Source organism: Snodgrassella sp. ESL0323 (genome assembly GCF_013346865.1).
Taxonomy (GTDB): domain Bacteria; phylum Pseudomonadota; class Gammaproteobacteria; order Burkholderiales; family Neisseriaceae; genus Snodgrassella; species Snodgrassella alvi.
In genome coordinates this window covers 114,522-136,432 of the sequence record NZ_JAAEDT010000015.1, presented here as the reverse complement: position 1 = coordinate 136,432, position 21,911 = coordinate 114,522, and the positions used below count along the sequence as shown (strand labels likewise).

At 40.6% G+C, this 21,911-nt stretch carries 16 protein-coding genes; 7 read left to right on the top strand and 9 right to left on the bottom strand.

Annotated elements, in window-relative coordinates:
• Nucleotides 1–90: 90 nt before the first annotated feature.
• The 9 genes from GY065_RS06065 to GY065_RS06025 all read right to left on the bottom strand — a co-directional run bounded on the left by GY065_RS06065 (nucleotide 91) and on the right by GY065_RS06025 (nucleotide 9,289).
• A complete protein-coding gene (locus GY065_RS06065; RefSeq protein WP_174833445.1) occupies nucleotides 91–348 on the bottom strand; it encodes a hypothetical protein in 258 nt (85 codons plus the stop codon).
• 250 nt (nucleotides 349–598) lie between these two features.
• Entirely contained in the window at nucleotides 599–1,171 is a 573-nt protein-coding gene (locus tag GY065_RS06060) for a hypothetical protein (protein ID WP_037476264.1), read from the bottom strand.
• Between the two features lie 600 nt (nucleotides 1,172–1,771).
• Entirely contained in the window at nucleotides 1,772–2,308 is a 537-nt protein-coding gene (locus GY065_RS06055; RefSeq protein ID WP_174833444.1) for a hypothetical protein, read from the bottom strand.
• A 382-nt stretch (nucleotides 2,309–2,690) separates the two neighbouring features.
• Nucleotides 2,691–3,137 carry an SsrA-binding protein SmpB gene (gene smpB / locus GY065_RS06050; RefSeq protein WP_037476266.1) on the bottom strand — a complete coding sequence of 149 codons (447 nt, stop codon included), beginning with the start codon at nucleotides 3,135–3,137 and terminating at the stop codon, nucleotides 2,691–2,693.
• 137 nt (nucleotides 3,138–3,274) lie between these two features.
• Nucleotides 3,275–4,615, bottom strand: a complete 1,341-nt coding sequence (locus GY065_RS06045) for an MFS transporter (protein ID WP_174833443.1) — start codon at nucleotides 4,613–4,615, stop codon at nucleotides 3,275–3,277.
• A gap of 94 nt (nucleotides 4,616–4,709) precedes the next feature.
• Nucleotides 4,710–5,726, bottom strand: coding sequence for a ketol-acid reductoisomerase (gene ilvC, locus GY065_RS06040; protein ID WP_025330776.1), 1,017 nt, complete (start codon nucleotides 5,724–5,726; stop codon nucleotides 4,710–4,712).
• 87 nt (nucleotides 5,727–5,813) lie between these two features.
• Nucleotides 5,814–6,305, bottom strand: a complete 492-nt coding sequence (ilvN, locus tag GY065_RS06035; RefSeq protein ID WP_174833442.1) for an acetolactate synthase small subunit — start codon at nucleotides 6,303–6,305, stop codon at nucleotides 5,814–5,816.
• A gap of 12 nt (nucleotides 6,306–6,317) precedes the next feature.
• Nucleotides 6,318–8,042 (bottom strand): biosynthetic-type acetolactate synthase large subunit, encoded by a 1,725-nt coding sequence (gene ilvB, locus GY065_RS06030; RefSeq protein WP_174833441.1) that lies wholly within the window; start codon nucleotides 8,040–8,042, stop codon nucleotides 6,318–6,320.
• A 389-nt stretch (nucleotides 8,043–8,431) separates the two neighbouring features.
• Nucleotides 8,432–9,289 (bottom strand): chorismate mutase, encoded by an 858-nt coding sequence (locus GY065_RS06025; protein ID WP_174833440.1) that lies wholly within the window; start codon nucleotides 9,287–9,289, stop codon nucleotides 8,432–8,434.
• Between the two features lie 240 nt (nucleotides 9,290–9,529).
• On the opposite strand from GY065_RS06025, the gene GY065_RS06020 reads away from it, so the two are divergent.
• The 7 genes from GY065_RS06020 (at nucleotide 9,530) to GY065_RS05990 (ending at nucleotide 21,900) form a co-directional block, all read left to right on the top strand.
• Nucleotides 9,530–10,528 carry an HlyD family secretion protein gene (locus tag GY065_RS06020; protein WP_174833439.1) on the top strand — a complete coding sequence of 333 codons (999 nt, stop codon included), beginning with the start codon at nucleotides 9,530–9,532 and terminating at the stop codon, nucleotides 10,526–10,528.
• A gap of 1 nt (nucleotide 10,529) precedes the next feature.
• A complete protein-coding gene (gene rbbA, locus GY065_RS06015; protein WP_174833438.1) occupies nucleotides 10,530–13,334 on the top strand; it encodes a ribosome-associated ATPase/putative transporter RbbA in 2,805 nt (934 codons plus the stop codon).
• Nucleotides 13,335–14,462, top strand: coding sequence for an ABC transporter permease (locus tag GY065_RS06010; protein ID WP_174833437.1), 1,128 nt, complete (start codon nucleotides 13,335–13,337; stop codon nucleotides 14,460–14,462). It abuts the gene before it with no gap.
• A gap of 31 nt (nucleotides 14,463–14,493) precedes the next feature.
• Nucleotides 14,494–15,972 carry a TolC family protein gene (locus GY065_RS06005; RefSeq protein ID WP_174833436.1) on the top strand — a complete coding sequence of 493 codons (1,479 nt, stop codon included), beginning with the start codon at nucleotides 14,494–14,496 and terminating at the stop codon, nucleotides 15,970–15,972.
• Nucleotides 15,973–16,130: 158 nt separating this feature from the next.
• Complete coding sequence (locus GY065_RS06000) at nucleotides 16,131–17,699, top strand: patatin-like phospholipase family protein (protein ID WP_174833435.1); 1,569 nt, start codon at nucleotides 16,131–16,133, stop codon at nucleotides 17,697–17,699.
• Between the two features lie 877 nt (nucleotides 17,700–18,576).
• A complete protein-coding gene (gene aspT / locus GY065_RS05995) occupies nucleotides 18,577–20,277 on the top strand; it encodes an aspartate-alanine antiporter (RefSeq protein ID WP_037476278.1) in 1,701 nt (566 codons plus the stop codon).
• A gap of 30 nt (nucleotides 20,278–20,307) precedes the next feature.
• On the top strand, nucleotides 20,308–21,900 hold the full coding sequence (locus tag GY065_RS05990) for a bifunctional aspartate transaminase/aspartate 4-decarboxylase (RefSeq protein WP_025330768.1): 1,593 nt from the start codon (nucleotides 20,308–20,310) through the stop codon (nucleotides 21,898–21,900).
• Nucleotides 21,901–21,911 lie beyond the last annotated feature (11 nt).

Genomic DNA, 21,911 nt, shown 5'->3' with positions numbered 1-21,911 from the left:
TGGATCGGTTATTCATAAAATTTAAGTATTCAGTTTTCTTAAATTTAGTATGGAATCTGATGGGTAGATAAACTATTTAATTATTAAAATTTAGCGGCATTTTCGCGGACTTTCTCCTTTTAGTTCTTCATTTGTCTTGATATCATAAATCCGGACTGTGGCTTTAGGAAATGCCTTACATAGTACAATTTTTGAGCGATAAATCCCTGATCCGTGAGCCAGCATTTGTACTCTAGGTGCCAGGTCGTTACCATTTTCATCCAATGCAACGAGACGGTAATCTCCGTTTAATGTCATACAGCCGTTTAGCAATAAAATTACTGATAGCAGACCGATTTTCTTCATCATTACACACCCTATATTGTTAATAATGCTTGCCTGTATTGATATAGTAATACAAGTTTAACATAAATTAACTTTTTTGTATCTAGTTAAATTATAAAATTCAACGTGATTTAAAGTGCAGAGGGTCGGTTTTTATGTGGTTCGACGCAATGAATAAGAATCTATCAAAACTGAATTATAAGTGAAATTATGCTGGTGGATATGTTTTTTAGGTTCTGACTTTACCGGCACGAATAATTTATCATTCTAAATATTAAATTGAGGTATCTGAATTATTTAATGATTTTCTTCTTTCTTTTGCAAAAAAATTCAGAATGCTGATAAAATTGTTTTGATAGTCGTAATCAGCAATATTATCTGCAATTCCGTCACTAAATTGTAGATAAAAGTGTATATCTTCTGTTATATCTGAGTTTTCATCAATTATCATACTGAATTCAAAAGACTCTACAAAATCAGGATAATTTTCAATTGAAGCGAATGAACTGTCTTTAATTATATGTTGAACAAATGTAATAGATTTCAGATTGGATATATCTATTTTTTCATTTTCTATATAGATTGCTTCAGGTGTGAAATGAACCTGCTTAATCAAATTTCGGGCTGTTATTTTTATGTATTCATTAATTTGATATATTACGATCAATAAAAATATTGTTATAAAAAAGAATTTCCAATTATTATTAAAAGAAAAAAATAGAATTAAAACCATAATAAAACAATAAACAGAAACAAGTATAGTTCCACGAAGCGCGTCAGATGTGTATTTTTTTGAAGCACATCGCCAATTTTCCATCATTTCTAAATCTTGTGGCTGATAATCCATAAAATCTCTGTATGTAGTTCTATTAAATTAGCGATGGTTTAAAATTGCTATCTAAAAAAATTAGATATTTATTAATGATTAAGATTTACAGGCATTTTCATACATTCGTTTTTTTATTTCTCTCCTGTTCAGAGTATTGTAAATGCAAATATTAATCTTAAAAAAATGTACATAATCAATATTTACACGATAAATACCAGATTCGTGTATAAGTATTTTCATATGGGACTTTCTCAATATTATTAATAACAATACTATTTTTATTCGAAAGACAATACAAATTTAACAAATATTAACTAATTATCTGGTTAAATTATAAATTTGTATAATCGGGAAATAGTGATATAAAAAGCTGATTTGAATGGGAATAGGATTAATCTAATTAGAGCAGAATTTATTATTACTGATAATGTAAAAATCTATATTAACGTTTATATATTCGGGAATTCTTCGTGATTTAAAATGTACAGAATTGGCTTTTATATGGTTGATGCAATGAATAAAGTGGTAATACGGTTCGATTTTTAAATAAAAATATGCTGGCAGATATTATTTTCTTTGTTCAGATTCTTCGCATTAATAACTTATTATTCAGAAATATTAGATTGCTTTGCCGTAATCTTTTAGTATTTCTCTTCTTTCTTTTGCTAAAGTTTCCAGAATAGTGATGAAAAAGTCTTCAAAGTCATAATGCTCATAACTGTCTTGATATGGTTTACCGAATTTCATATAAAAATATATATCTTCTTTAATTATTCGGTTTTCAGTAAATCTTATGCAGAACTTAAAATATGTTCCTGAACGACGAAAGCTTTTTATATGATCAATAAATGTAATTGATTTAAGATAAGATATATCTATTTTTTTGTCTTCTATATAAATTGCTTTTGGTGTGAAATAAACCTGTTTAAAATTTTTTCTTTTAGTTTTAAATCGCTTCCAGCCAAAAAGTGTACATATTGCTGCAAGTAAAATTATTAATGTGCTAATAACTTGATCTTTAATTAATATGTCTAATAGTTGGCCTTTAAATAATAGTATATTTAATAGAAATATAAAACAAATATAAGCCCCCGTACCTACAAAAAACAATTCATGAAATGCATAGAGTCTTGAACAGCAACTCCATTCTTGCATGATTTTTAAATATTCGGATCGATTATTCATAAAATTTGAATATACAGTTTTTTAAATTAGATATGGAATGTTAATAATGCCTGCTCATCTTAATACAGCAATATAAATATAATTTTAACATAATTTAACTTTTTTGTCTCTAGTTAAATTCAGATGGTTTGTATGCTGAAATTGGCTGGTAAACTATACTTTATAAAATACGGATTTAAATATGATTAATTTGATTTGACTTATATGAAATATGATTTTTTCTGAAGTTCTTTGGCTGTTTTATTTTAACTGAAGAGACGAGCTACTTTTATTAGCTTAGTTTTAATTTTTATTCAAACGGGAAATTAATGAATTCTATTTCCCGTTTAAATATTTTAAATTTTGCCAGGATTTAGCGTGTCTGTTTAAGCAGGCGTTGTTTTTCACGGTTCCAGTCTTTTTCTTTGCTGCTTTGGCGCTTGTCATGCTGTTTTTTACCTTTGGCCAATCCCATATCAATTTTTACACAACCATGGCTGTAATGCATGTTAACAGGCACAAGGGTATAACCACTGCGTTCTACTTTGCCTATCAGTTTGTTGATTTCTGATTGTTTCAGTAATAGTTTTCGCTGCCGTACCGGATCGGGTTTTACATGATTGGATGCAGTGGGTAGTGCAGTAATATGACTGCCAATCAGGTAAAAAGCACCTTTTTTCCATTGAATATAGCTTTCTTTGATTTGAACTCGTCCTGCACGAATAGCCTTTACTTCCCAGCCTTCAAGAACAATTCCGGCTTCTATCTGTTCTTCGATAAAGTAATCGTGAAATGCTTTTTTATTGTTGATAATGCTCATTTTAGATATCTGCTACATAATATTTTTGTGTCTATTTTAGCAGAAAGATTTATTATGAAAAGAGATTGAAGTAATAATAATGTGAATTAACTGGAAAAATTAAAAAACCGATTGGTTAAATCGGTTTTTTATCTGCTTTAATTTTCAATTTCCTGTTTATGTGTTTCTGGTAGCAGTAGTACTGCAATCATACTCAGTATACAGGCGGCAATCAGAAACCAGCCTATATATACTGTACCCTGTAAACCATATGTTTCAACCATCCATGCGGCAGCAAACGGGGTCAGTGATCCGCCCAGAATACCTCCAAAGCTAAAGGAGATAGCTGCACCGGTATATCTTACGTTGGTAGGGAATATTTCAGGTAAGAAAGCCGCTAAAGGTGTCCACAAGATACCCATTATAAACAGTGCAGAGGATAAGAAAATGGTAGTTGTAATGGCACTGGCAGAATTGATTAAGTCGCCAAAAAAGAAACCGATTATGATTGTGGCTATACCACCAATCAGAAATACCGGGCGACGGCCGATTCTGTCTGAAAGCCATGCAGATATCGGGGAGCCGACTGCCATAAATACAATGGCACCCATGAGAATGGATAAGTAATCAATTTTATTAAATAATGCTGTACTTTGCCACTCATGCTTTGTAGTAGCATATTGCAAAGAAAATACGGTTGTTAAAAAGAATAGGGTAAAACACGACGTGGCGGCCAAAGAGCCTAAAATAAGCTGATTGTAATGTTTGCGTACAGTGTCAGTCAGAGGGATTTTTACAGCACTCTGTCTGGCAACCATGGTACGAAAAGCATTACTTTCAATAATGGACATGCGAACATACATACCTAGACCAACCAGAACTATGCTCAGTAAAAAAGGGATACGCCAGCCCCACGACATCATTTGTTCATTATTAAGATTTTTGGATAAAATAATGAAGATCAGGCTGGCAGTAATGAAACCGATAGGAGGTCCAATTTGCGGAAACATGGCAAAAAGAGCACGTTTACCTTTGGGCGCATTTTCGGTAGCCAGTAAAGCGGCTCCGCCCCATTCACCACCTAAGCCAAGACCCTGACAAAAGCGCAGGACGCATAAACAAACCGGTGCAATAATACCTGCCTGCTGATATGTCGGCAGAACACCGATCAGGGTTGTACTGATACCCATTATCAATAATGATGCTATCAAGGTGGTTTTACGGCCAACTTTATCGCCAAAATGTCCGAATAATCCGGCACCAATAGGGCGGGCAACAAAGGCTATTCCAAAAGTAAGAAATGAGGACATGATAGCGATTGCCCGATCTTCGGTTGGAAAAAACAGGTCGCTTAATACGAGTGCAGCAGCAAGCCCGTATATGTAGAAATCGTAAAACTCTACGGCTGTACCTACGAGGCTGGCAATCGCTACTTTGGTAGGGGAGTTCTGAGTAATTTTGTTTGCAGATTCAGACTGCTGAGCGGGTGGAGTAGTCATATTCTTTCTTGAATTCGGGGTTTAAAAAAAGCTTGTATATGAAAATGCATACACAAGCTTTTTGCTTTGTTACAAACAGACTTAAGCAGCTATATTAGTTTTTATCCTGATCAACCAGTTTGTTTTTAGCAATCCATGGCATCATGCTGCGTAATTGGTTACCAATGATTTCGATCGGATGATCAGCATTCTGGCGGCGGCGGGCAGTCATAGACGGATAGTTGGTTGCACCTTCTACGATAAATGATTTGGCATAGTCACCATTCTGAATGCGTTTTAATGCCTCACGCATAGCCTGACGTGAATGTTCATTTACGACTTGTGGGCCGGTGAAGTATTCGCCGTATTCGGCATTATTAGAAATAGAGTAGTTCATATTTGCAATACCGCCTTCGTAAATTAAATCTACGATCAGTTTCATTTCGTGCAAACATTCAAAATAAGCCATTTCCGGAGCATAGCCTGCTTCTACCAGTGTTTCAAAACCGGTTTTGATTAATTCAACCAGCCCGCCGCACAATACGGCCTGTTCGCCGAAGAGGTCGGTTTCAGTTTCTTCTTTGAAGGTTGTCTGAATCACGCCGCCTTTGGTACCACCATTGGCTGCAGCATAGGATAAAGCGATGTCGCGAGCACGACCGGTTGCATCCTGATGTACTGCAATCAGGCTGGGCACACCACCGCCTTTCAGGAATTCACTACGTACTGTGTGACCAGGGCCTTTGGGTGCAATCATCACTACGTCAAGATTTTTAGCCGGAATAATCTGGTTGTAATGAATATTAAAACCATGAGCAAAAGCTACTGTGGCATTGTCTTTCAGATTAGGCGCGATTTCATTTTGATAAACTGCCGGCTGAAATTCGTCAGGTGTCAGAATCATCACTACATCGGCTGCTTTTGTGGCTTCTGCAACTTCCCGTACGTCATGACCGGCATTTACAGCTTTATGCCAGGAATTACCACTTTTACGCAGCCCGACGATTACGTTTACACCTGAATCTTTCAGGTTGGCAGCGTGAGCATGACCTTGTGAACCATAACCGATGATGGCTACGGTTTTGCCTTTGATTAATGAGAGATCTGCGTCTTTATCGTAATAAACTTGCATTGCTATTCCTTCAATTTAATGTGTTGATTTTTAAAATCAGGGTTTTAATATGTTTTTAGGTCGGATAATGCTTTAAAAATGTCCGGCTTAAATACGTAACATGCGTTCGCCGCGACCTATGCCTGCTGCACCGGTACGTACGGTTTCCAGAATAAGTGTTTTGCCCACGGTATCCAGAAAGGCATCTAGTTTGCAGCTGGTGCCGGTGATTTCTACTGTATAGGTTTTGTCGGTTACATCAATGATGTGTCCGCGGAAGATATCGGTCAGACGCAGTATTTCATCGCGATCCTTGCCAGTAGCACGCAGCTTAACCAGCATTAATTCACGTTCAACGTAGTTGCTATCGTTCAGATCGATAACTTTGATAACTTCTATCAGTTTATTAAGCTGCTTGGTTATCTGTTCCATTACTTTGTTATCGCCGCTGGTGACAATTGTCATTCGTGACAGGGTTTTGTCTTCTGTTGGAGATACGGACAGGGAGTCGATATTGTAAGCACGGGCTGAAAACAGACCAACAATGCGGCTCATAGCTCCGGCCTGATTTTCCATCAGAATGGATAAAATGTGTCTCATGATGTGCTCCGGCTATTCTTCTCTCATATGTGGCGGTAATACCATTTCATCCAAACCTTTACCATTGCCTACCATGGGATAGACATTTTGAGTACGGTCGGTAATGAAATCCATGAATACCAGTTTGTCTTTGAGTGCAATGGCTTCTTTCAGTGCACCTTCGATGTCGGCTGCTTTTTCCACTCTGATGCCAACATGCCCGTAGGCTTCAGCCAGTTTGACAAAGTCAGGCAATGATTCCATATAGGTTTCAGAATAGCGGTTGTCATAATAGAGTTCCTGCCACTGACGAACCATGCCAAGGAAGCCGTTATTAAGATTGATCACTTTAATCGGCAGACGATACTGATAACAGGTGGAAAGTTCCTGGATATTCATTTGTATAGAACCTTCACCGGTAATACAGAATACGTCTTCTTCCGGTTTAGCCAGTTTGGCACCCATAGCATAAGGTAATCCGACGCCCATTGTGCCCAGCCCGCCGGAGTTTAGCCACTGGCGCGGGCGTACGAATGGATAGTACTGTGCTGTAAACATCTGGTGCTGACCAACATCCGATGTGATGAGGGCATTGTTGTCGGTCAGTTTTGCCAGTGTCTGGATTACTTGCTGAGGTTTGATAATTTCATCTGAACTTTCAAACCAGATGCTGTTACGGCTGCGCCAGTTTTCGATGTTTTTCCACCATCTGTCCAGTGCATTACTGTTAAAGTTCAGATTCTGCTTCTGCCATAGGGCAAGTAAATCAGCCAGAACGTTTTTAACATCACCAACAATGGGTACGTCTACTTTTACGCGTTTGGCAATGCTGGACGGGTCGATATCAATATGGATGATTTTTTTGCCATCGTCAGTGAATTTATCGGGTACAGAAATAACACGATCATCAAAACGTGCACCGACAGCAAGTACTACGTCGGCATTTTGTAAAGCAATATTAGCTTCGTAGCTGCCATGCATACCTACCATGCCAAGAAATTGACGGTTGGTGGCAGGAAATGCGCCTAATCCCATCAGGGTAGAGACACAGGGTGTACCAGTAGACTGAATAAAATCGGTAAGGATGTTGCTGGCATTACCCAGGATTACGCCTCCGCCGTACAGTACAATTGGTCGTTTAGCTGCAGCCATCACTTGTGCTGCTTTTTTTATCTGACCTGTATGTCCCTGCGTAACGGGCTGGTAGGAGCGGATATTGATGTCTTCCTGCGGATAGCTGAATTTCGCCATTGCCTGGGTCACATCTTTAGGTACATCAATCACTACCACACCGGGTCGGCCGGTACGCGCAATCTGAAAGGCTTTTTTAACTGTTTCTGCCAGCTCACTTACGTGGGTAACCAGAAAATTATGTTTTACACACGGGCGGCTAATGCCGACGGTATCGACTTCCTGAAAGGCATCAGTACCGATAGCAGGTGAGCCAACCTGACCGGATATGACCACGAGCGGGACAGAATCGGAATTGGCGGTGGCTATGCCGGTTATGGCATTGGTAGCACCCGGACCTGATGTTACCAGAGCGACTCCAATTTTTTCTCCGTTGCTGGCGCGTGAGTATGCATCAGCAGCATGAACTGCAGCTTGCTCATGACGGACAAGTATGTGGCGGAATTTTTTTAATTGAAAGATGGCGTCGTAGATTTCGAGAACTGCTCCGCCGGGATATCCGAAAACATATTCTACATTCTCGGCTTTAAGACTCTGCACGAGTATTTGTGCACCTGAAAGTTGCATATCAACCTCTTATGTTCTAGTAGTCCGACTGATACATTGCCAATGCATCTTCATCCGGTAAGATTAATAAGTGTAAACGGCGGTTTAGGGTACGCGAATATACTTATTGTGATGATCTATTGGCTCTGCATCCGGTAGTCGGAATAGCAGGTTTGGGTTAGCTAAATGAGTGTTTACGATAAAACAGGTATAGATGTTAAGCAAGCGCTAATTTTGAAAAGAATGCTAGTTATATGATTATATTAATTTATTTTATGCTAAATATTTTATATTTTGCGCAATATTATACTTGTTTTAGACAAATTTAACGTTTCAAATGATTAAATTTGTCTAAATTTATAAATAATATATGTTTTTATAAAATTATTGGTTTTGGACTTATTGTCCAGTTAATGTATGACAATATGAGCACCTGCAGCTTGTGCCAGTTGCATAAGTGTTGCACTGTCCATATAGGCATGAGCGAGGCGGGAAATATTGGCCACAATGGGCAAATGAGTAATCTGTCTGGCTTTAACAATGGCTTCTACATCAAGCCGGTAAGGAGCGTTTCGCTCCAGACTTAATGTACCTGCTTCACCCAGCATCAGATGATGATTGCCCTTTAAGGCAATATGCTCAGCTGCAATCAACCATTCATCTACCTGATGATGTTTGTCTTTGCAGAGTACAACCGGAATATTCAGACAGCCTACTTCGTTAAGGAGGGTGCGATTAGACATTAACTCTCCGCCCAGATAGATAATATCTGCTTCTGCCTGTAAAGCTGGTTCTAGCTGGCGCACATCCCTGATACGCAGCCAGACGGGTTTGTTGGTTGCATGTGCTTGCTTAATTTGTTGTTGCATGCTGATATTGGTTTGCGGCACTGTCGAATAGGGTGAAAATGCCTGATAAAAAGGATCGATAAAGACATTAGCTCTTTGCGGAAGCCGGGTGCCGCTCATGCTGTCGACTATATGAAAATGGTTGCCGCCAAAGTTCTGTCCTCGTACGGTAATGACTGTATCCTCCGGCTGACTTTCACGGCTGATGATGCGCCAGTCTTGTAGTATGCGCATGGCTTTTTCAACGCCGGCAAGTGCTTCAAGTTCGCGTGGTTCGAAGACTCTTTCATCACCAACAGCCCCGATGATGGTGCGTTCTGCGCCACGGGATAAATGTTCGTGCAATCCGCGTCCACGGATAAAACTGATGACATTGCTGATCTGTGTTTCGGTTGCCTGACGCTGCATTACGATAATCATATCCGAATTCCTTGAAAACAGTATTCTGATTGTCAGAAAAAAACAGAATGCTGACAAGTGGCAATTATTTGTTCAACATTCAGAATTTGCTTGGCGAAATTTTCGCAAATATGTAACAGTAATAGTAAACTATTGTTATTGATGAAATGAATGGATATTTTATGTGTTAAATTATGTGAGCAGGATATGGCGAGTTTCGTGATGCGGAACCAATAAAACAGTTTGTTCAGGGAAAAATAAATGAAAACAAAAAAACTGTTGTTTGTGTTGGTGGTACTGGTATTAGCCGGACTGGCGGTGTGGATTAATATGCGCAGCCATACTGATTTACCTGATGGTTTTGCCGGCGGTAATGGCCGTATGGAACTCAAGCGGCTGGATGTGGCTACTTTATATGCTGGTCGTGTCATTGAGATGAAAGTGGATGAAGGTGATGTAGTTGCTAAAGATCAGGTTCTAGCTGAGCTTTCATCTGATCAGACCAGTAGCAGGCTGGATGCTGCCCGTGCAGATAAACAGCGTGCACAGGAAAATGTCTCTAAAGCAGAAGCAGAAATTGCCGCTCAGCAGCAGATACATAAGGTTGCTCAGATGGATTTGGATAATGCGCGTCAGCTTAAATCAGATGAGCTGGTATCCTCACCTGAATTACGCCGGAGACTGGCTGAACGTGATGCTGCAATAGCCAGAGTTAAATCTGCTCAGGCAGCCCGCGCTGAAGCTCTGGCAGCAGTACAACAGGCTCAGGCTCAGATTAATGCTACTTCTTCTGCTAATAACGATATGCTGATACGTGCGCCTAAAGCCGGGCGTGTAGAGTATCGTATTGCCGAGGCCGGTAATGTACTGGGTGAAGGTAATAAAGTTGTGTCATTACTTGATCCGTCTGATGTAACGCTGTCGGTGTATTTACCCACAGATACTATCGGTAAATTAAAGCTTGGGGATGAAGCAAGGATTATTCTGGACGGAATGAGTGCAGTCTGGCCGGCTAAGGTGGATTTTATTGATTCCAATGCTCAGTTTACGCCTAAGTTTGTAGAAACTCAGAATGAACGGCAAAAGCTGATGTATAAGGTTAAGCTAAAAATTCCGCCTGAGATTGCATTGAAATACAGTGGTCTGCTTAAGGGCGGGCTGACAGGTAACGGATATATCCGTTTTGATAACAATAAAACATGGCCGCAGCAATGGCAGGTAAATTTACCCAGTATAAAACAATCTGCCAAAGGTGCCTGATATGGATAGTACGGCCAAAGCGCAGGCTGTAACAGGAGAGGAATGGGCTGTAGATTTACGCCATGTTTTTCATCAGTACCGTCAGACGAAGGCATTGCAGGATGTATCATTGCAAATCAGGCGCTGTGCAACGGTAGGTCTGATTGGTCCGGACGGGGTGGGTAAGTCTACTTTGCTGTCTCTGATAGCCGGTGTAAAAATTATTCAGCAGGGCGAGGTACTGGTATTTGGCGACAGTATGGCGGACAAGCATAGCCGGCAGTCGCTAAGCCACCGGATTGCGTTTATGCCGCAAGGGCTTGGTCAGAATCTTTATCCAACATTGTCGGTTAATGAAAACGTAGATTTTCATGCTCGTTTATTCGGTTTGCGCGGACGTATGCGTCACGAACGCATTGCGCGTTTGTTGCGGGCAACAGGATTATCACCTTTTGCTGACCGGCCGGCCGGTAAGCTTTCCGGAGGCATGAAACAGAAATTAAGTTTATGCTGTGCACTAGTGCACAACCCGGAATTACTGATTCTGGATGAACCAACTACTGGGGTGGATCCGTTATCGCGCCGGCAGTTCTGGCAGTTGATTGATGAATTGCGGGCAGAAAATCCAGATATGACGGTGATTGTGGCCACGGCGTATTTTGATGAAGCAAAGCGTTTTGAATATCTGCTGGCAATGGATAATGGTCGTCTAATTGTCAATGCGCCCACTCAGCAGGTTTTAGATGATACCCATACGGATACGCTGGAACAGGCTTATGTAAAACTTTTGCCCGAAAATAAACAGAATAAAACGGGCAGTCTGCAACTAACGCCGTTTGTTCCGGATAAAGACTCTCCTCCGGCGATTGAGGCAAAAGATTTAACCAAACGGTTTGGTGATTTTATTGCTGTCAATAATGTTAGTTTCAGGATTGAGCGAGGCGAAATTTTTGGTTTTCTTGGTTCAAATGGCTGTGGTAAATCAACAACCATGAAAATGCTGACGGGGCTGTTGGATGCCAGCTCCGGTTCTGCTGAGCTGTTAGGTCATACGGTTAATGCCAATGATATGACGACACGGATGAAAATCGGTTATATGTCGCAGTCGTTTTCTTTATATGAAGAGTTAACGGTACGACAGAATCTGGTACTTTCAGCCCGATTATACCGTATGGATGCTGCCCAGATTGATTCTGCTGTTCAGCAGTCTTTGCAGGAATTTGATCTGCTTGAATTTGCAGATATTCAGCCCAGTGAAATGCCGCTGGGTATCAGGCAGCGTTTGCAGCTGGCAGCAGCCTGTCTGCATCATCCTCAGGTATTGATTCTGGATGAGCCTACATCCGGGGTTGATCCGGTAGCCAGAGATATGTTCTGGCATCATCTGCTAAATTTGTCGCGAAATCATCGCACTACTATTTTTGTCTCTACGCATTTTATGAATGAAGCGGAGCGTTGTGACCGGATATCATTCATGCATCAGGGGCGGGTGCTGGCTATCGGGACACCAGAAGAACTGTGTGAAAGTAAAGATACAGATGATCTTGAAACCGCATTTGTTGATTATTTGCAGGAAGCTTTAGATAAAAATCAGCCTAAATCTCCTGTATCTGCTTCGGATACAGGGGAAAATGCAAACACCGTGCAAGAAAGCGGATTTGGACAATCTTCGGGTAAAACAGCGGATGTTGATAGCCTGGCTTACTGGCTACAGACTATATGGACATTTGCTGTACGCGAAGGCAAGGAATTACTGCGCGATAAAATTCGTTTATTCTTTGCTTTGTTCGGACCGGTGGTGTTAATGATGATGGCTGCATGGTCAGTATCATTTGATGTTGAGCATGTGAAATTTGCGGTAATAGACCGAGACCAGACGGTAGAAAGCCGTGCTTTGATTGAGCAATTTCAAGGTTCACGATATTTTACTTTTACCGATAATCTTCACAGTGCTGCCGAAATTGATAATACGCTTAAGGTTTCCAATGCCAGAATGGTGATTGATATCCCGCCGCATTTTGGCCGTGATCTGATGCGTGGCAATCAGCCGGAAGTGGGCTTTTATGTTGATGGCACGATGCCGTTTATGGCAGAAAATATTAAGAGTTTTATTTTATCGATATTAAATAACTATACAGCGGTGAAATGGGCTGAAACAGGTTTGCCGATATCTCTTAAACCGGCTGCTCAGATTGCGCCACGCTATGTTTATAATCAGGATTTTAAAAGTATCTTTGCAATTACTCCCGGTATGATTATGATGGCAATGATGCTGATACCGGTAATGATGACGGCTCTTGGGGTAGTCAGAGAACGGGAAATCGGTTCAATTACTAATTTGTATACTTCTCCTGCATCAGTAAGACAGTTTCTGATTGGTAAACAGCTTCCTTATGTTTTTGTTTCTTTTCTCAGCTATCTGATTCTTGTATGGCTCGCCGTAGTGGCATTGGGTGTGCCGGTGCGTGGTAGTTTTCTGGCAATGAGTCTTGGTGCGCTGGCATTAATATTTGCAGCGACAGCTTTCGGCTTATTAATTTCCAGTTTTGTAAAATCGCAGGTGGCCGCCATTTTCGGTTCGGCAATCTTATCATTAATTCCGGCGCTGAATTTTTCTGGTCTGCTGTATCCGTTGTCCACACTCAGCGGGTTCAATTATTGGTTTGGCTGGAGTTTTCCGACTGCATGGTATCAGTTAATCAGTTTAGGCGGTTTTACTAAAGGCTTAGGCTTTCTGGACTTTATTAACTATTATTTGGTATTGATGGTATTTTGTCTGGTATACGTTTTTCTGGCCGGCTGCTTGCTGAAGAAGCAGGAGGTATAGATGCTGCAATGGTTTAAAAATGTATGGGTGCTGAGTGTAAAGGAACTCAAAAGTCTGCTGAGTGATGTGGTTTTAATTGCATTAATGGTGGTCGTGCTGTCTTTAGCCATTTACTCAGTTGCAACCAGTATTACTACCGAAGTGCGCCATGCTTCAGTTGCCATTATGGATGCTGACCACAGTGTCTTGTCATATCGGATTCGTGATTCTTTGCTGGAACCTTATTTTAAACCGCCGGTAGATGTAAAGCGTGAAGAAATTGATGCGGCTATGGATAAAAGCAATTATGTCTTTGTACTGGATATTCCGGCCAATTTTGAACGCGATGTGGTGGCAGGACGTTCTCCTACCATTCAGGTGCTGGCTGATGCGACGTCAGTAACTCAGGCCGGTATAGGTTTTAATTATTTAAGCCAGATAATTGATGCACAGACGCGTTCTTTTTTACATCAGCAGTCTGCAGTGAAGTTATCTCCGGTAACGCCGGTGTTTAATATACAGTTTAATCCTAACGGCGAATCCTCATGGTTTATCGCTACGATGAATGTGGTATCTAATCTGACTTTATTGGCGATTATTCTGGTCGGAGCAGCGGTAATCCGGGAACGGGAGCACGGTACGATAGAACAGTTGCTGGTTATGCCGGTACGACCCAGTGAAATTGTGATGTCCAAGATTTTTGCTAATGGCGCGGTTATCTCAATTGCTTCTCTGCTTTCTTTATGGCTGGTTATTCAGGGCTGGCTGCATATCCCGATAAACGGCTCAATATTTTTATTTAGTATGGGCATGTTTATTTATTTGTTTTCTGTGGCGTCTCTGGGTATCTGGTTTGCAACGCTGGCTCCGACTATGCCGCAGTTCGGTTTGTTATGTTTGCCGATTTATGTAGTAATGCGTTTGCTTTCCGGTTCTGAATCACCATTGGAAAGTATGCCGGCATTTTTTCAGTATATAACTTGGTTTTCACCGGAAACTCAATTTACCCAGTTTAGTCAGGATGTGCTCTTTCGCAATGCCGGTCTGGATATTGTCTGGCCAAAAATTATGATGATGAGCATAATGGGTGTGTTGTTTCTGGCTCTGGCGCTATCGCGATTTCGTGGCATGCTGGCACAGCATTCCTGATGCTTACACCGGATTTTAGGGAAGTATGGTGATGAATAAAACATGGTTGTCTGTATTACTGGCTTTAGGATTGGTGGCAGGTTGCAGCAGAACTGATATTCAGGTGAAATCTACTGTCGGTATGCCACAGCAGTTTGATCAGAATGCGGCAGCACGCGGCTCAGCTGATATCAGCCGCTGGTGGCAAAGCTGGCCGGATCCGGTAATGAATGATTTAATCGAAACCGGATTAAAAAATAACCGGAATCTGGCTAAAATGAAAGCAAATATGCTTGCAGCTCGAGCCAGTGCTGCTATGGCTGAGTCTGATTTAGGACCGCAGGCAGGTGTGGAAAGTAGCGGAGGATTACATCGTTACAATGGTGATAATTCACTTAAAGATTTAAATTTACCGGCAATTGGTAATGCAAAGGATTACTTGCAGGCAACTGGTTCGCCTCTGGGTAATAATCGCCGGCATGTTCATGGTAATACGGTTCAGGCAGGTTTTACTGCCAGCTGGGAGCCGGATGTATTCGGACAAAAACGCAGTGATGCTGATGAAATGCATTATCTGAGCCTGAGCGAAACAGAACGCTGGCATGGTGCGCAGATAATGCTTGGCAGTGAAATTGCCGATAATTATCTGAAAATGCGTGCGATGCAGCAACGGGTAAAAGTAGGAGAGCACAGTGTTGCTACTCTTAAGCAATTGCAGCGATATACGGAAGGGCGTTTTCGTGCAGGTCAGGCATCCGCTTATGATGTAAAAGAAGTTGCAGCAAAACTTTCAGCTATGCAGGCAAAAATTGCTACTTATCAGGCACAGGCTGATGTTTATCAGCGCAATATAGCAGTATTGACCGGTCAGCCTTCGCAAGGATTTGTGGTTGCGCCTGCGTCTTTGGATATTTTTCAGCATTTACCTTCTGCTCCGGCGGGACAGGTTCCACTGGATCTCATTACCCGGAGACCGGATATCCGTACCCAGGAAAATCTGGTGAAAGCGATGAGTGCCGGTTTAGCCAGTGCTAAAGCTGACCGTCTGCCACGATTTTCGCTTAATTTTTTATGGCAGACCGGACAAATACATTTAGACAGCAGTACTTCATATTTAAAAAATACGGCCGGTTTGCTGAATGCAAGTATGACTATTCCTGTGTTTACTGCAGGCAGAATCAAACATAATATTGAGCGGGCTGATGCTCAGTTACAGGCAGCTATTGCCGGATATGACCAGATGATTTTACAGGCTCTGGCTGAAGTAGATAGTGCATATCAGATGCAGTTTAGTCTGAATAAACAAAACCGGTTAATGCATCAGGCTCAAATGCAGGCTGCCAGTCAGGCCGGAGCGGCTGAAAAACTGTTTCGCTATGGCGATATGACCCTGGACCGCAGTTTACGGGCACGCCTGAATGCCGAGGATCTGGATGATCAGCAAATTCAGGGCAAGCTGGAAGAGGCGCGTAATCTGGTTAATCTGTATAAGGCATTGGGTGGTGGTTGGCAGATTAATGATGAAAACTGATTTAAGATAATCAAGCTGAAAATTATGTTATCGTTTAATTTTCTGTTTCTATGAATGAATGGCAGTACTAGTACATTGATAAATTACCTGATAAATAGCAATTATTAATTAATCAATTTATATCAGGTATCCTGATATTTTCTGCTCCGGGAGCTGTAATGCCGCTAAGTATTACGAGATCTGTTAGATGGTACCTGCTGACACTGATTGCTGTATTGGGCCTGAATGCCTGTTCTACCTTGCAATATCAGCCTATAGACACAATTGATCATATTGATGAAAAGCAAGGTTATCGTTTACAACGTGCATTGTTAAACAATAATGCGAATAAAAGAGACGATGTAATCGGTATTGTGATGCTTTCCGGTGGCGGAACCCGTGCAGCTGCGTTTGGTTATGGGGTTTTGGAATCTCTGAAAAAGCAGCAAGTAAAAATAGACGGTAAACAGGTAAGTCTGCTTGATACGGTTGATGTGGTTTATGGTATATCCGGAGGCTCAGTTTTAGCTACTTATTTTGGATTACACGGAGCCGATACAATACCGAAATTTGAGCAAAATTTTCTCAATTTAAATTTGCAGAAAATGTTAGTTGGTCAGGTTTTTTCGATGGCTAACTGGTCGCGGCTGGCTTCACCTGAATTTGGCCGTGGTGATTTATTACAGGAACAGCTGGATTTACATTTATATCACGGTGCCACTTATGCAGATTTAAATAATAAACGTAAGGGGCCGTTTGTAGTAATTAGTGCTACAGATATGAGTTTAGGTAGCCGGCTGGATTTTACGCAGGAGTATTTTGATTTACTCTGCATTGATTTAACTAAATTACCCATTTCCCGTGCCGTAGCGGCATCTAGTGCTGTGCCACTGGTTTTTGCACCAGTAACTCTAAATAATAATGGCGGTAATTGCCATTATCGGTTACCGGATAATCTGGTTGATAGTAATAATGCTGATGCTACCGGCACGACAGCTTTCCGTGCTCAGACACGCTCAGCTTATCGCAATAACCTCAAGCAGTACCAGGATAGTCAGAAAAGACCTTATATTCATTTGCTGGATGGTGGATTAACGGACAATCTGGGATTACGCAGTTTACTGGATGCTACTGAGCTATATAGTAATAAAACTTTGTATGACCGGCTGGAATCAGCGAATATTCATAAAATTATTATTATTAATGTCAATGCTCAGACACAGCGCAAAAATGAAATTGACCGTAGCGCCAGTGTTCCCGGTACAACTGAAGTGGTGAGGGCATTAACCAGTATCCCGATTGAAAAATATTCAGAAGATACTCAGAATCAGTTTCAGAAATATGTAGACTGGTGGAATGAAAATCGCAGTGAGGGTACACCGCGTGTTTATTATGTAAGTGTGAATTTACTGGATTTACCTTCTTCCCCTTTAAGGGATAAAGTAATTCATATACCAACAACGTTTTATCTGGCACGCAGTGAAGTAAATAACCTGCGCAAAGCTGCAAAACAGTTGTTAGCTCAATCTGCAGAGTATCATCGGCTGATTAAGGATATCGGTGTATCTTCACCTGAAAGTGAAGTAAATACATTTTCTTTATATGATGATGAAACTGATGATGCTGATACAGACTCAACAGATCCTGCAGATTCTACTCAAGATCCGGATGTTGAAGATAATCCACAAAATAATTTAAATAATGCAGTTAATTTTATCAATACCGAATCAATGCCTTTATTTCGCTGAATATTTTATAGCTGAGCCTCGACAGGTATATTTATCTGTATGTAATTTAAAAAAAAGCCTGAATAAATTTATTCAGGCTTTTTCTATAATTTTTTTTTAAAGATAAGCTGTTTTAATAAATAAGCTTTTCTAATTGCTTTATATTTGATTTATAAATAGTTTTAAAAAATATTGATACAAATACAGCTTAAATAAAATTTTAATCTTTAAATGCGAACTGTTTGTATTCAGTTTTCAGGTATAAAAATATTTATGTAAATGTTGTGTAACAAAATGGATTAATTAGTCATTTTTTTGATTAGATATTTTAATTAGTAATTTATGTTAATTTCAATATCATTTTTATTTAAAAAAAAAGGGGAGTTTGTTGTGAAATGGCTACAGGATTTTTAATAATCGGCTAAGTTGTTAAACAGGATTCTTATTATCATTTCAATATGTTAGAAATTATCACTTGCATTAAAAAAATATTTATTTAGCTTAATAATTAAATATTCAATATGAATAAATATATTCAGTTAAAAATAAATTACTTCAATGATGGTTTGAATAAGCTGATATCAGGATATATTTCAATATTTATTCATATTGAATTTTTTATTATTGTGTTTGTTTATATATTAATAAAAAAATCTAAACATAATCTTAACTTTTCTCTTTTAAATCAGAGGAAAAACACCCTAAAAGCTGCTTATTACACTAGTGTGAAATTAATCTTACATAGTAATTAAACGTGGTTAATTTGATTAATTAAATGCCAATGTTGTTAACAAAATACCAAAATTATCATTAATTTTCGAACATATGAATATTTAGACAAAAATTAAAAGCGCATAAGCGCACACTAGCCTTCGTTCTTTCAGGAGAAGGTAGACATATGTTGAATTGGGTATTGACTAATATTAAGGAATCACCGGTTATTCTGATGTTTCTGTCGTTAAGTCTGGGATATTTGCTGGGCAATATACGCTTCGGTAAGTTCCAGCTTGGCGGGGTTGCCGGTTCCTTGCTGGTGGCAGTGGTCTTAAGCCTGCTCAATGTTCACATTGATTCTGGCCTTAAGGCATTGCTGTTTACTTTATTTATTTACGCTGTGGGTTATGAAAGTGGTCCTCAGTTTTTCCGTTCACTGGGTGTAAAAACTCTGCGTGAAATCTTTCTGGCATTGTTTATCGCCATTACCGGCTTTATTACGGTAATGATTATGGCACGCCTGTTCCATCTGGATAAAGGTCTGGCCGCTGGTCTGGCTGCCGGTGGTTTAACTCAGTCAGCAATTCTGGGTACGGCTGCTGATGCTCTGACACATATGGGTCTGCCTGCCGATCAGTTACAGCAGTTACAGGCTAATGTAGCTATTGGTTATGCGGTGACATATATCTTTGGTTCTCTGGGCGCAATCATAATTTGTATGAATGTGTTACCGAAAATCATGGGTCGGGATATTCGCGATGATGCGGTAGCTGCAGAAGCTGAACAACTGAAAGGTGCTATGGCACTCGAAGGTAATCAGGGGATGGCAATTACGCAGATGGTGGGACGTATCTATGTGGTTGAACATGATATTCAGAAATCTATTAAAGATATTGAATTAGAAAATCTGGGTATTACGATCGAACGCATTAAACGTCACGGTAATCTGATTGACTGCACTCCATCTACGATTCTGAAACCGGAAGACATCATTCTGATTGTTGGTCGTCGTGAAGCTGTTACTTCTGTCAGCACTTTATTCGGCCGCGAACTGGATGCCGAACCGGGTCTGGAAGTCATTGTTGATACTAAAAATGTGGTTTTCCGCAATCCTGAGTATGCAAATAAAACCATGGCTGAAATTCGTTCCAAAGTTCATATGAGCGATAAAGATTTTGAAATTCAGCATGGTATCTATCTGATTGAACTGCATCGTAATGGTGAAAAACTGGATCTGACACCTGATACAGAGTTCAAACTAGGCGATGTAATGACCATTTACGGTTCTACCAGTGATATTAACCGTGTCGTACACATCATCGGTGCACCTATTACGGTTAATAGTAAAACTGACTGGGCTTATCACGGTCTGGGCGTAGTACTTGGTCTGATTATCGGCTGGGTAGTAATTCGTATCGGCAATATTCCGATTACGCTTGGTGCCGGTGGTGGTGCATTGTTATCTGGTCTTTTCTTTGGCTGGCTGCGTGCCCGTAAACAGACATTCGGCAATATGCCTGCTGCGGCTTCTCAGTTTATGAAGGACTTCGGTCTGGCCGGCTTCGTATCTGTTGTGGGTCTGCAATCAGGTTTACAGGCAATTACCACTATTAAAGAACATGGTCTGACTCTGTTCCTGATCGGTGTGGTGGTTACTCTGGTTCCGATGATTCTGGCTATTTTCTTTGGTCGCTATGTGCTTCGTTATGACAATGCAGCTGTATTTGCAGGTGCCTTGGCTGGTTCACGCAGTGCCAATCCTGCATTTGGTGAAGTTCTGGATAAAGCAGGAAATGCAATTCCGACTACTCCATTTGCCGTTACATATGCATTAGCCAATGTGTTCCTGACATTGTTAGGTCCGTTGATTGTGGCTCTTGTTTGATATGTGCTTTAACTTCTTGAGGAAACTATTATGACTTCAAAACATGATTTTGAAAAATATGCTAATTTAAGCCCGTTTGAGTTGAAAAATCACTTGATTGATCTGGCACAGAGCCGCAACGATCGGATGATGCTGAATGCCGGCCGTGGTAACCCTAATTTTCTGGCTACTTTACCACGCAATGCCTTTTTTGAATTAGGTTTGTTTGCTGCGGAAGAGTCTGAAATTTCTTTCTCTTTCCTGGATCAGAATATCGGTGGTATGCCGTTTAAAGATGATCTGATGGCACGATTTGATGATTTTATCCGTCGTAACCGTCACAAACCAGGTGTTGATTTTCTGAGCAAAGCCATGTCTTATGTACGTGACCAGCTTGGTTACAATCAGCATCAGTTCCTGCTGGAAATGACTGAAGGTATTCTGGGTTGCAATTATCCTGTACCTGACCGTATGCTGCGCTTGTCTGAAGAAATCGTTAAAACCTATATTCTGGAAGAAATGGGTGCTAAAACGATGTCTAATGATGATATCGATCTGTTTGCAACTGAAGGTGGTACTGCTGCTATGGCATACATTTTCAGTTCTCTGAAACAGAATGGTCTGATTCGTCATGGCGATAAAATTGCTCTGGGCGCACCAATTTTCACACCCTATCTGGAAATTCCTGAACTGAACGATTATGAACTGGAAGAAGTTCTAATCAATGCTGATCCGAAACTGGACTGGCAGTATCCTGAAAGCGAATTGCGCAAACTGGAAGATCCTTCAATCAAAGCATTCTATCTGGTTAACCCATCCAATCCGCCTTCAGTGAAAATGGACGACCGCAGTCTGCAGATTATTGCTGACATTGTGAAAAAACGTCCTGATCTGATTATTCTGACTGATGACGTATACGGTACATTTGCTGAGAACTTTGAATCTCTGTTTACTCTGTGCCCGTACAACACTATTTTAGTGTACTCTTTCTCTAAATACTTCGGTGCTACCGGTTGGCGCTTGGGTGTGATTGCCATGGCCAAAGAAAATGTACTGGACAAGAAAATTGCTGAGCTGCCTGAAGAAGAACGTCAGGTATTGCACAAACGTTATCTGTCTATTACTCCGGAACCGGAAAAACTGAAACTGATCGACCGTATGGTTGCTGATAGCCGTGCTGTTGCTCTGAACCACACAGCTGGTTTGTCTACACCACAACAGGTGCAGATGGTACTGTTCTCTCTGGCCGAAATGATGGATACCAAGAAACAGTATAAAGATGCTCTGATGGCTCTGATTCGCAACCGCAGTGCTGCCATGTACAAACAGCTGGGTATTAAACATGAGTTTAATGAAAACAGTGTGGATTACTACACTCTGGTTGATATGGAAGATACTGCACGTCAGCTGTATGGTGATGAGTTTGCTGAATGGGTTGTTAAAACCAAAAACCCGAATGAACTGCTGTTCAGAATTGCGGATGAATCCGGTGTAGTATTGTTACCGGGTAAAGGTTTTGCCGTACGTCACCCATCCGGTCGTGTTTCATTAGCCAATCTGAATGAATATCAGTACAAAGCTATTGGTGCATCTCTGCATAAACTGGCTTGTGAATATCATGAAGAATTTAAAGCCAGCAAGTAATTAATTTTACC

What these genes read in the sequence shown, in the direction of transcription:
- GY065_RS06065 (WP_174833445.1), bottom strand. Translation starts at nt 348, where the DNA reads ATGATGAAGAAAATCGGTCTGCTATCAGTAATTTTATTGCTAAACGGC.
- GY065_RS06060 (WP_037476264.1), bottom strand. Translation starts at nt 1,171, where the DNA reads ATGGATTATCAGCCACAAGATTTAGAAATGATGGAAAATTGGCGATGT.
- GY065_RS06055 (WP_174833444.1), bottom strand. Translation starts at nt 2,308, where the DNA reads ATGCAAGAATGGAGTTGCTGTTCAAGACTCTATGCATTTCATGAATTG.
- smpB (WP_037476266.1), bottom strand. Translation starts at nt 3,137, where the DNA reads ATGAGCATTATCAACAATAAAAAAGCATTTCACGATTACTTTATCGAA.
- GY065_RS06045 (WP_174833443.1), bottom strand. Translation starts at nt 4,615, where the DNA reads ATGACTACTCCACCCGCTCAGCAGTCTGAATCTGCAAACAAAATTACT.
- ilvC (WP_025330776.1), bottom strand. Translation starts at nt 5,726, where the DNA reads ATGCAAGTTTATTACGATAAAGACGCAGATCTCTCATTAATCAAAGGC.
- ilvN (WP_174833442.1), bottom strand. Translation starts at nt 6,305, where the DNA reads ATGAGACACATTTTATCCATTCTGATGGAAAATCAGGCCGGAGCTATG.
- ilvB (WP_174833441.1), bottom strand. Translation starts at nt 8,042, where the DNA reads ATGCAACTTTCAGGTGCACAAATACTCGTGCAGAGTCTTAAAGCCGAG.
- GY065_RS06025 (WP_174833440.1), bottom strand. Translation starts at nt 9,289, where the DNA reads ATGATTATCGTAATGCAGCGTCAGGCAACCGAAACACAGATCAGCAAT.
- GY065_RS06020 (WP_174833439.1), top strand. Translation starts at nt 9,530, where the DNA reads ATGAAAACAAAAAAACTGTTGTTTGTGTTGGTGGTACTGGTATTAGCC.
- rbbA (WP_174833438.1), top strand. Translation starts at nt 10,530, where the DNA reads ATGGATAGTACGGCCAAAGCGCAGGCTGTAACAGGAGAGGAATGGGCT.
- GY065_RS06010 (WP_174833437.1), top strand. Translation starts at nt 13,335, where the DNA reads ATGCTGCAATGGTTTAAAAATGTATGGGTGCTGAGTGTAAAGGAACTC.
- GY065_RS06005 (WP_174833436.1), top strand. Translation starts at nt 14,494, where the DNA reads ATGAATAAAACATGGTTGTCTGTATTACTGGCTTTAGGATTGGTGGCA.
- GY065_RS06000 (WP_174833435.1), top strand. Translation starts at nt 16,131, where the DNA reads ATGCCGCTAAGTATTACGAGATCTGTTAGATGGTACCTGCTGACACTG.
- aspT (WP_037476278.1), top strand. Translation starts at nt 18,577, where the DNA reads ATGTTGAATTGGGTATTGACTAATATTAAGGAATCACCGGTTATTCTG.
- GY065_RS05990 (WP_025330768.1), top strand. Translation starts at nt 20,308, where the DNA reads ATGACTTCAAAACATGATTTTGAAAAATATGCTAATTTAAGCCCGTTT.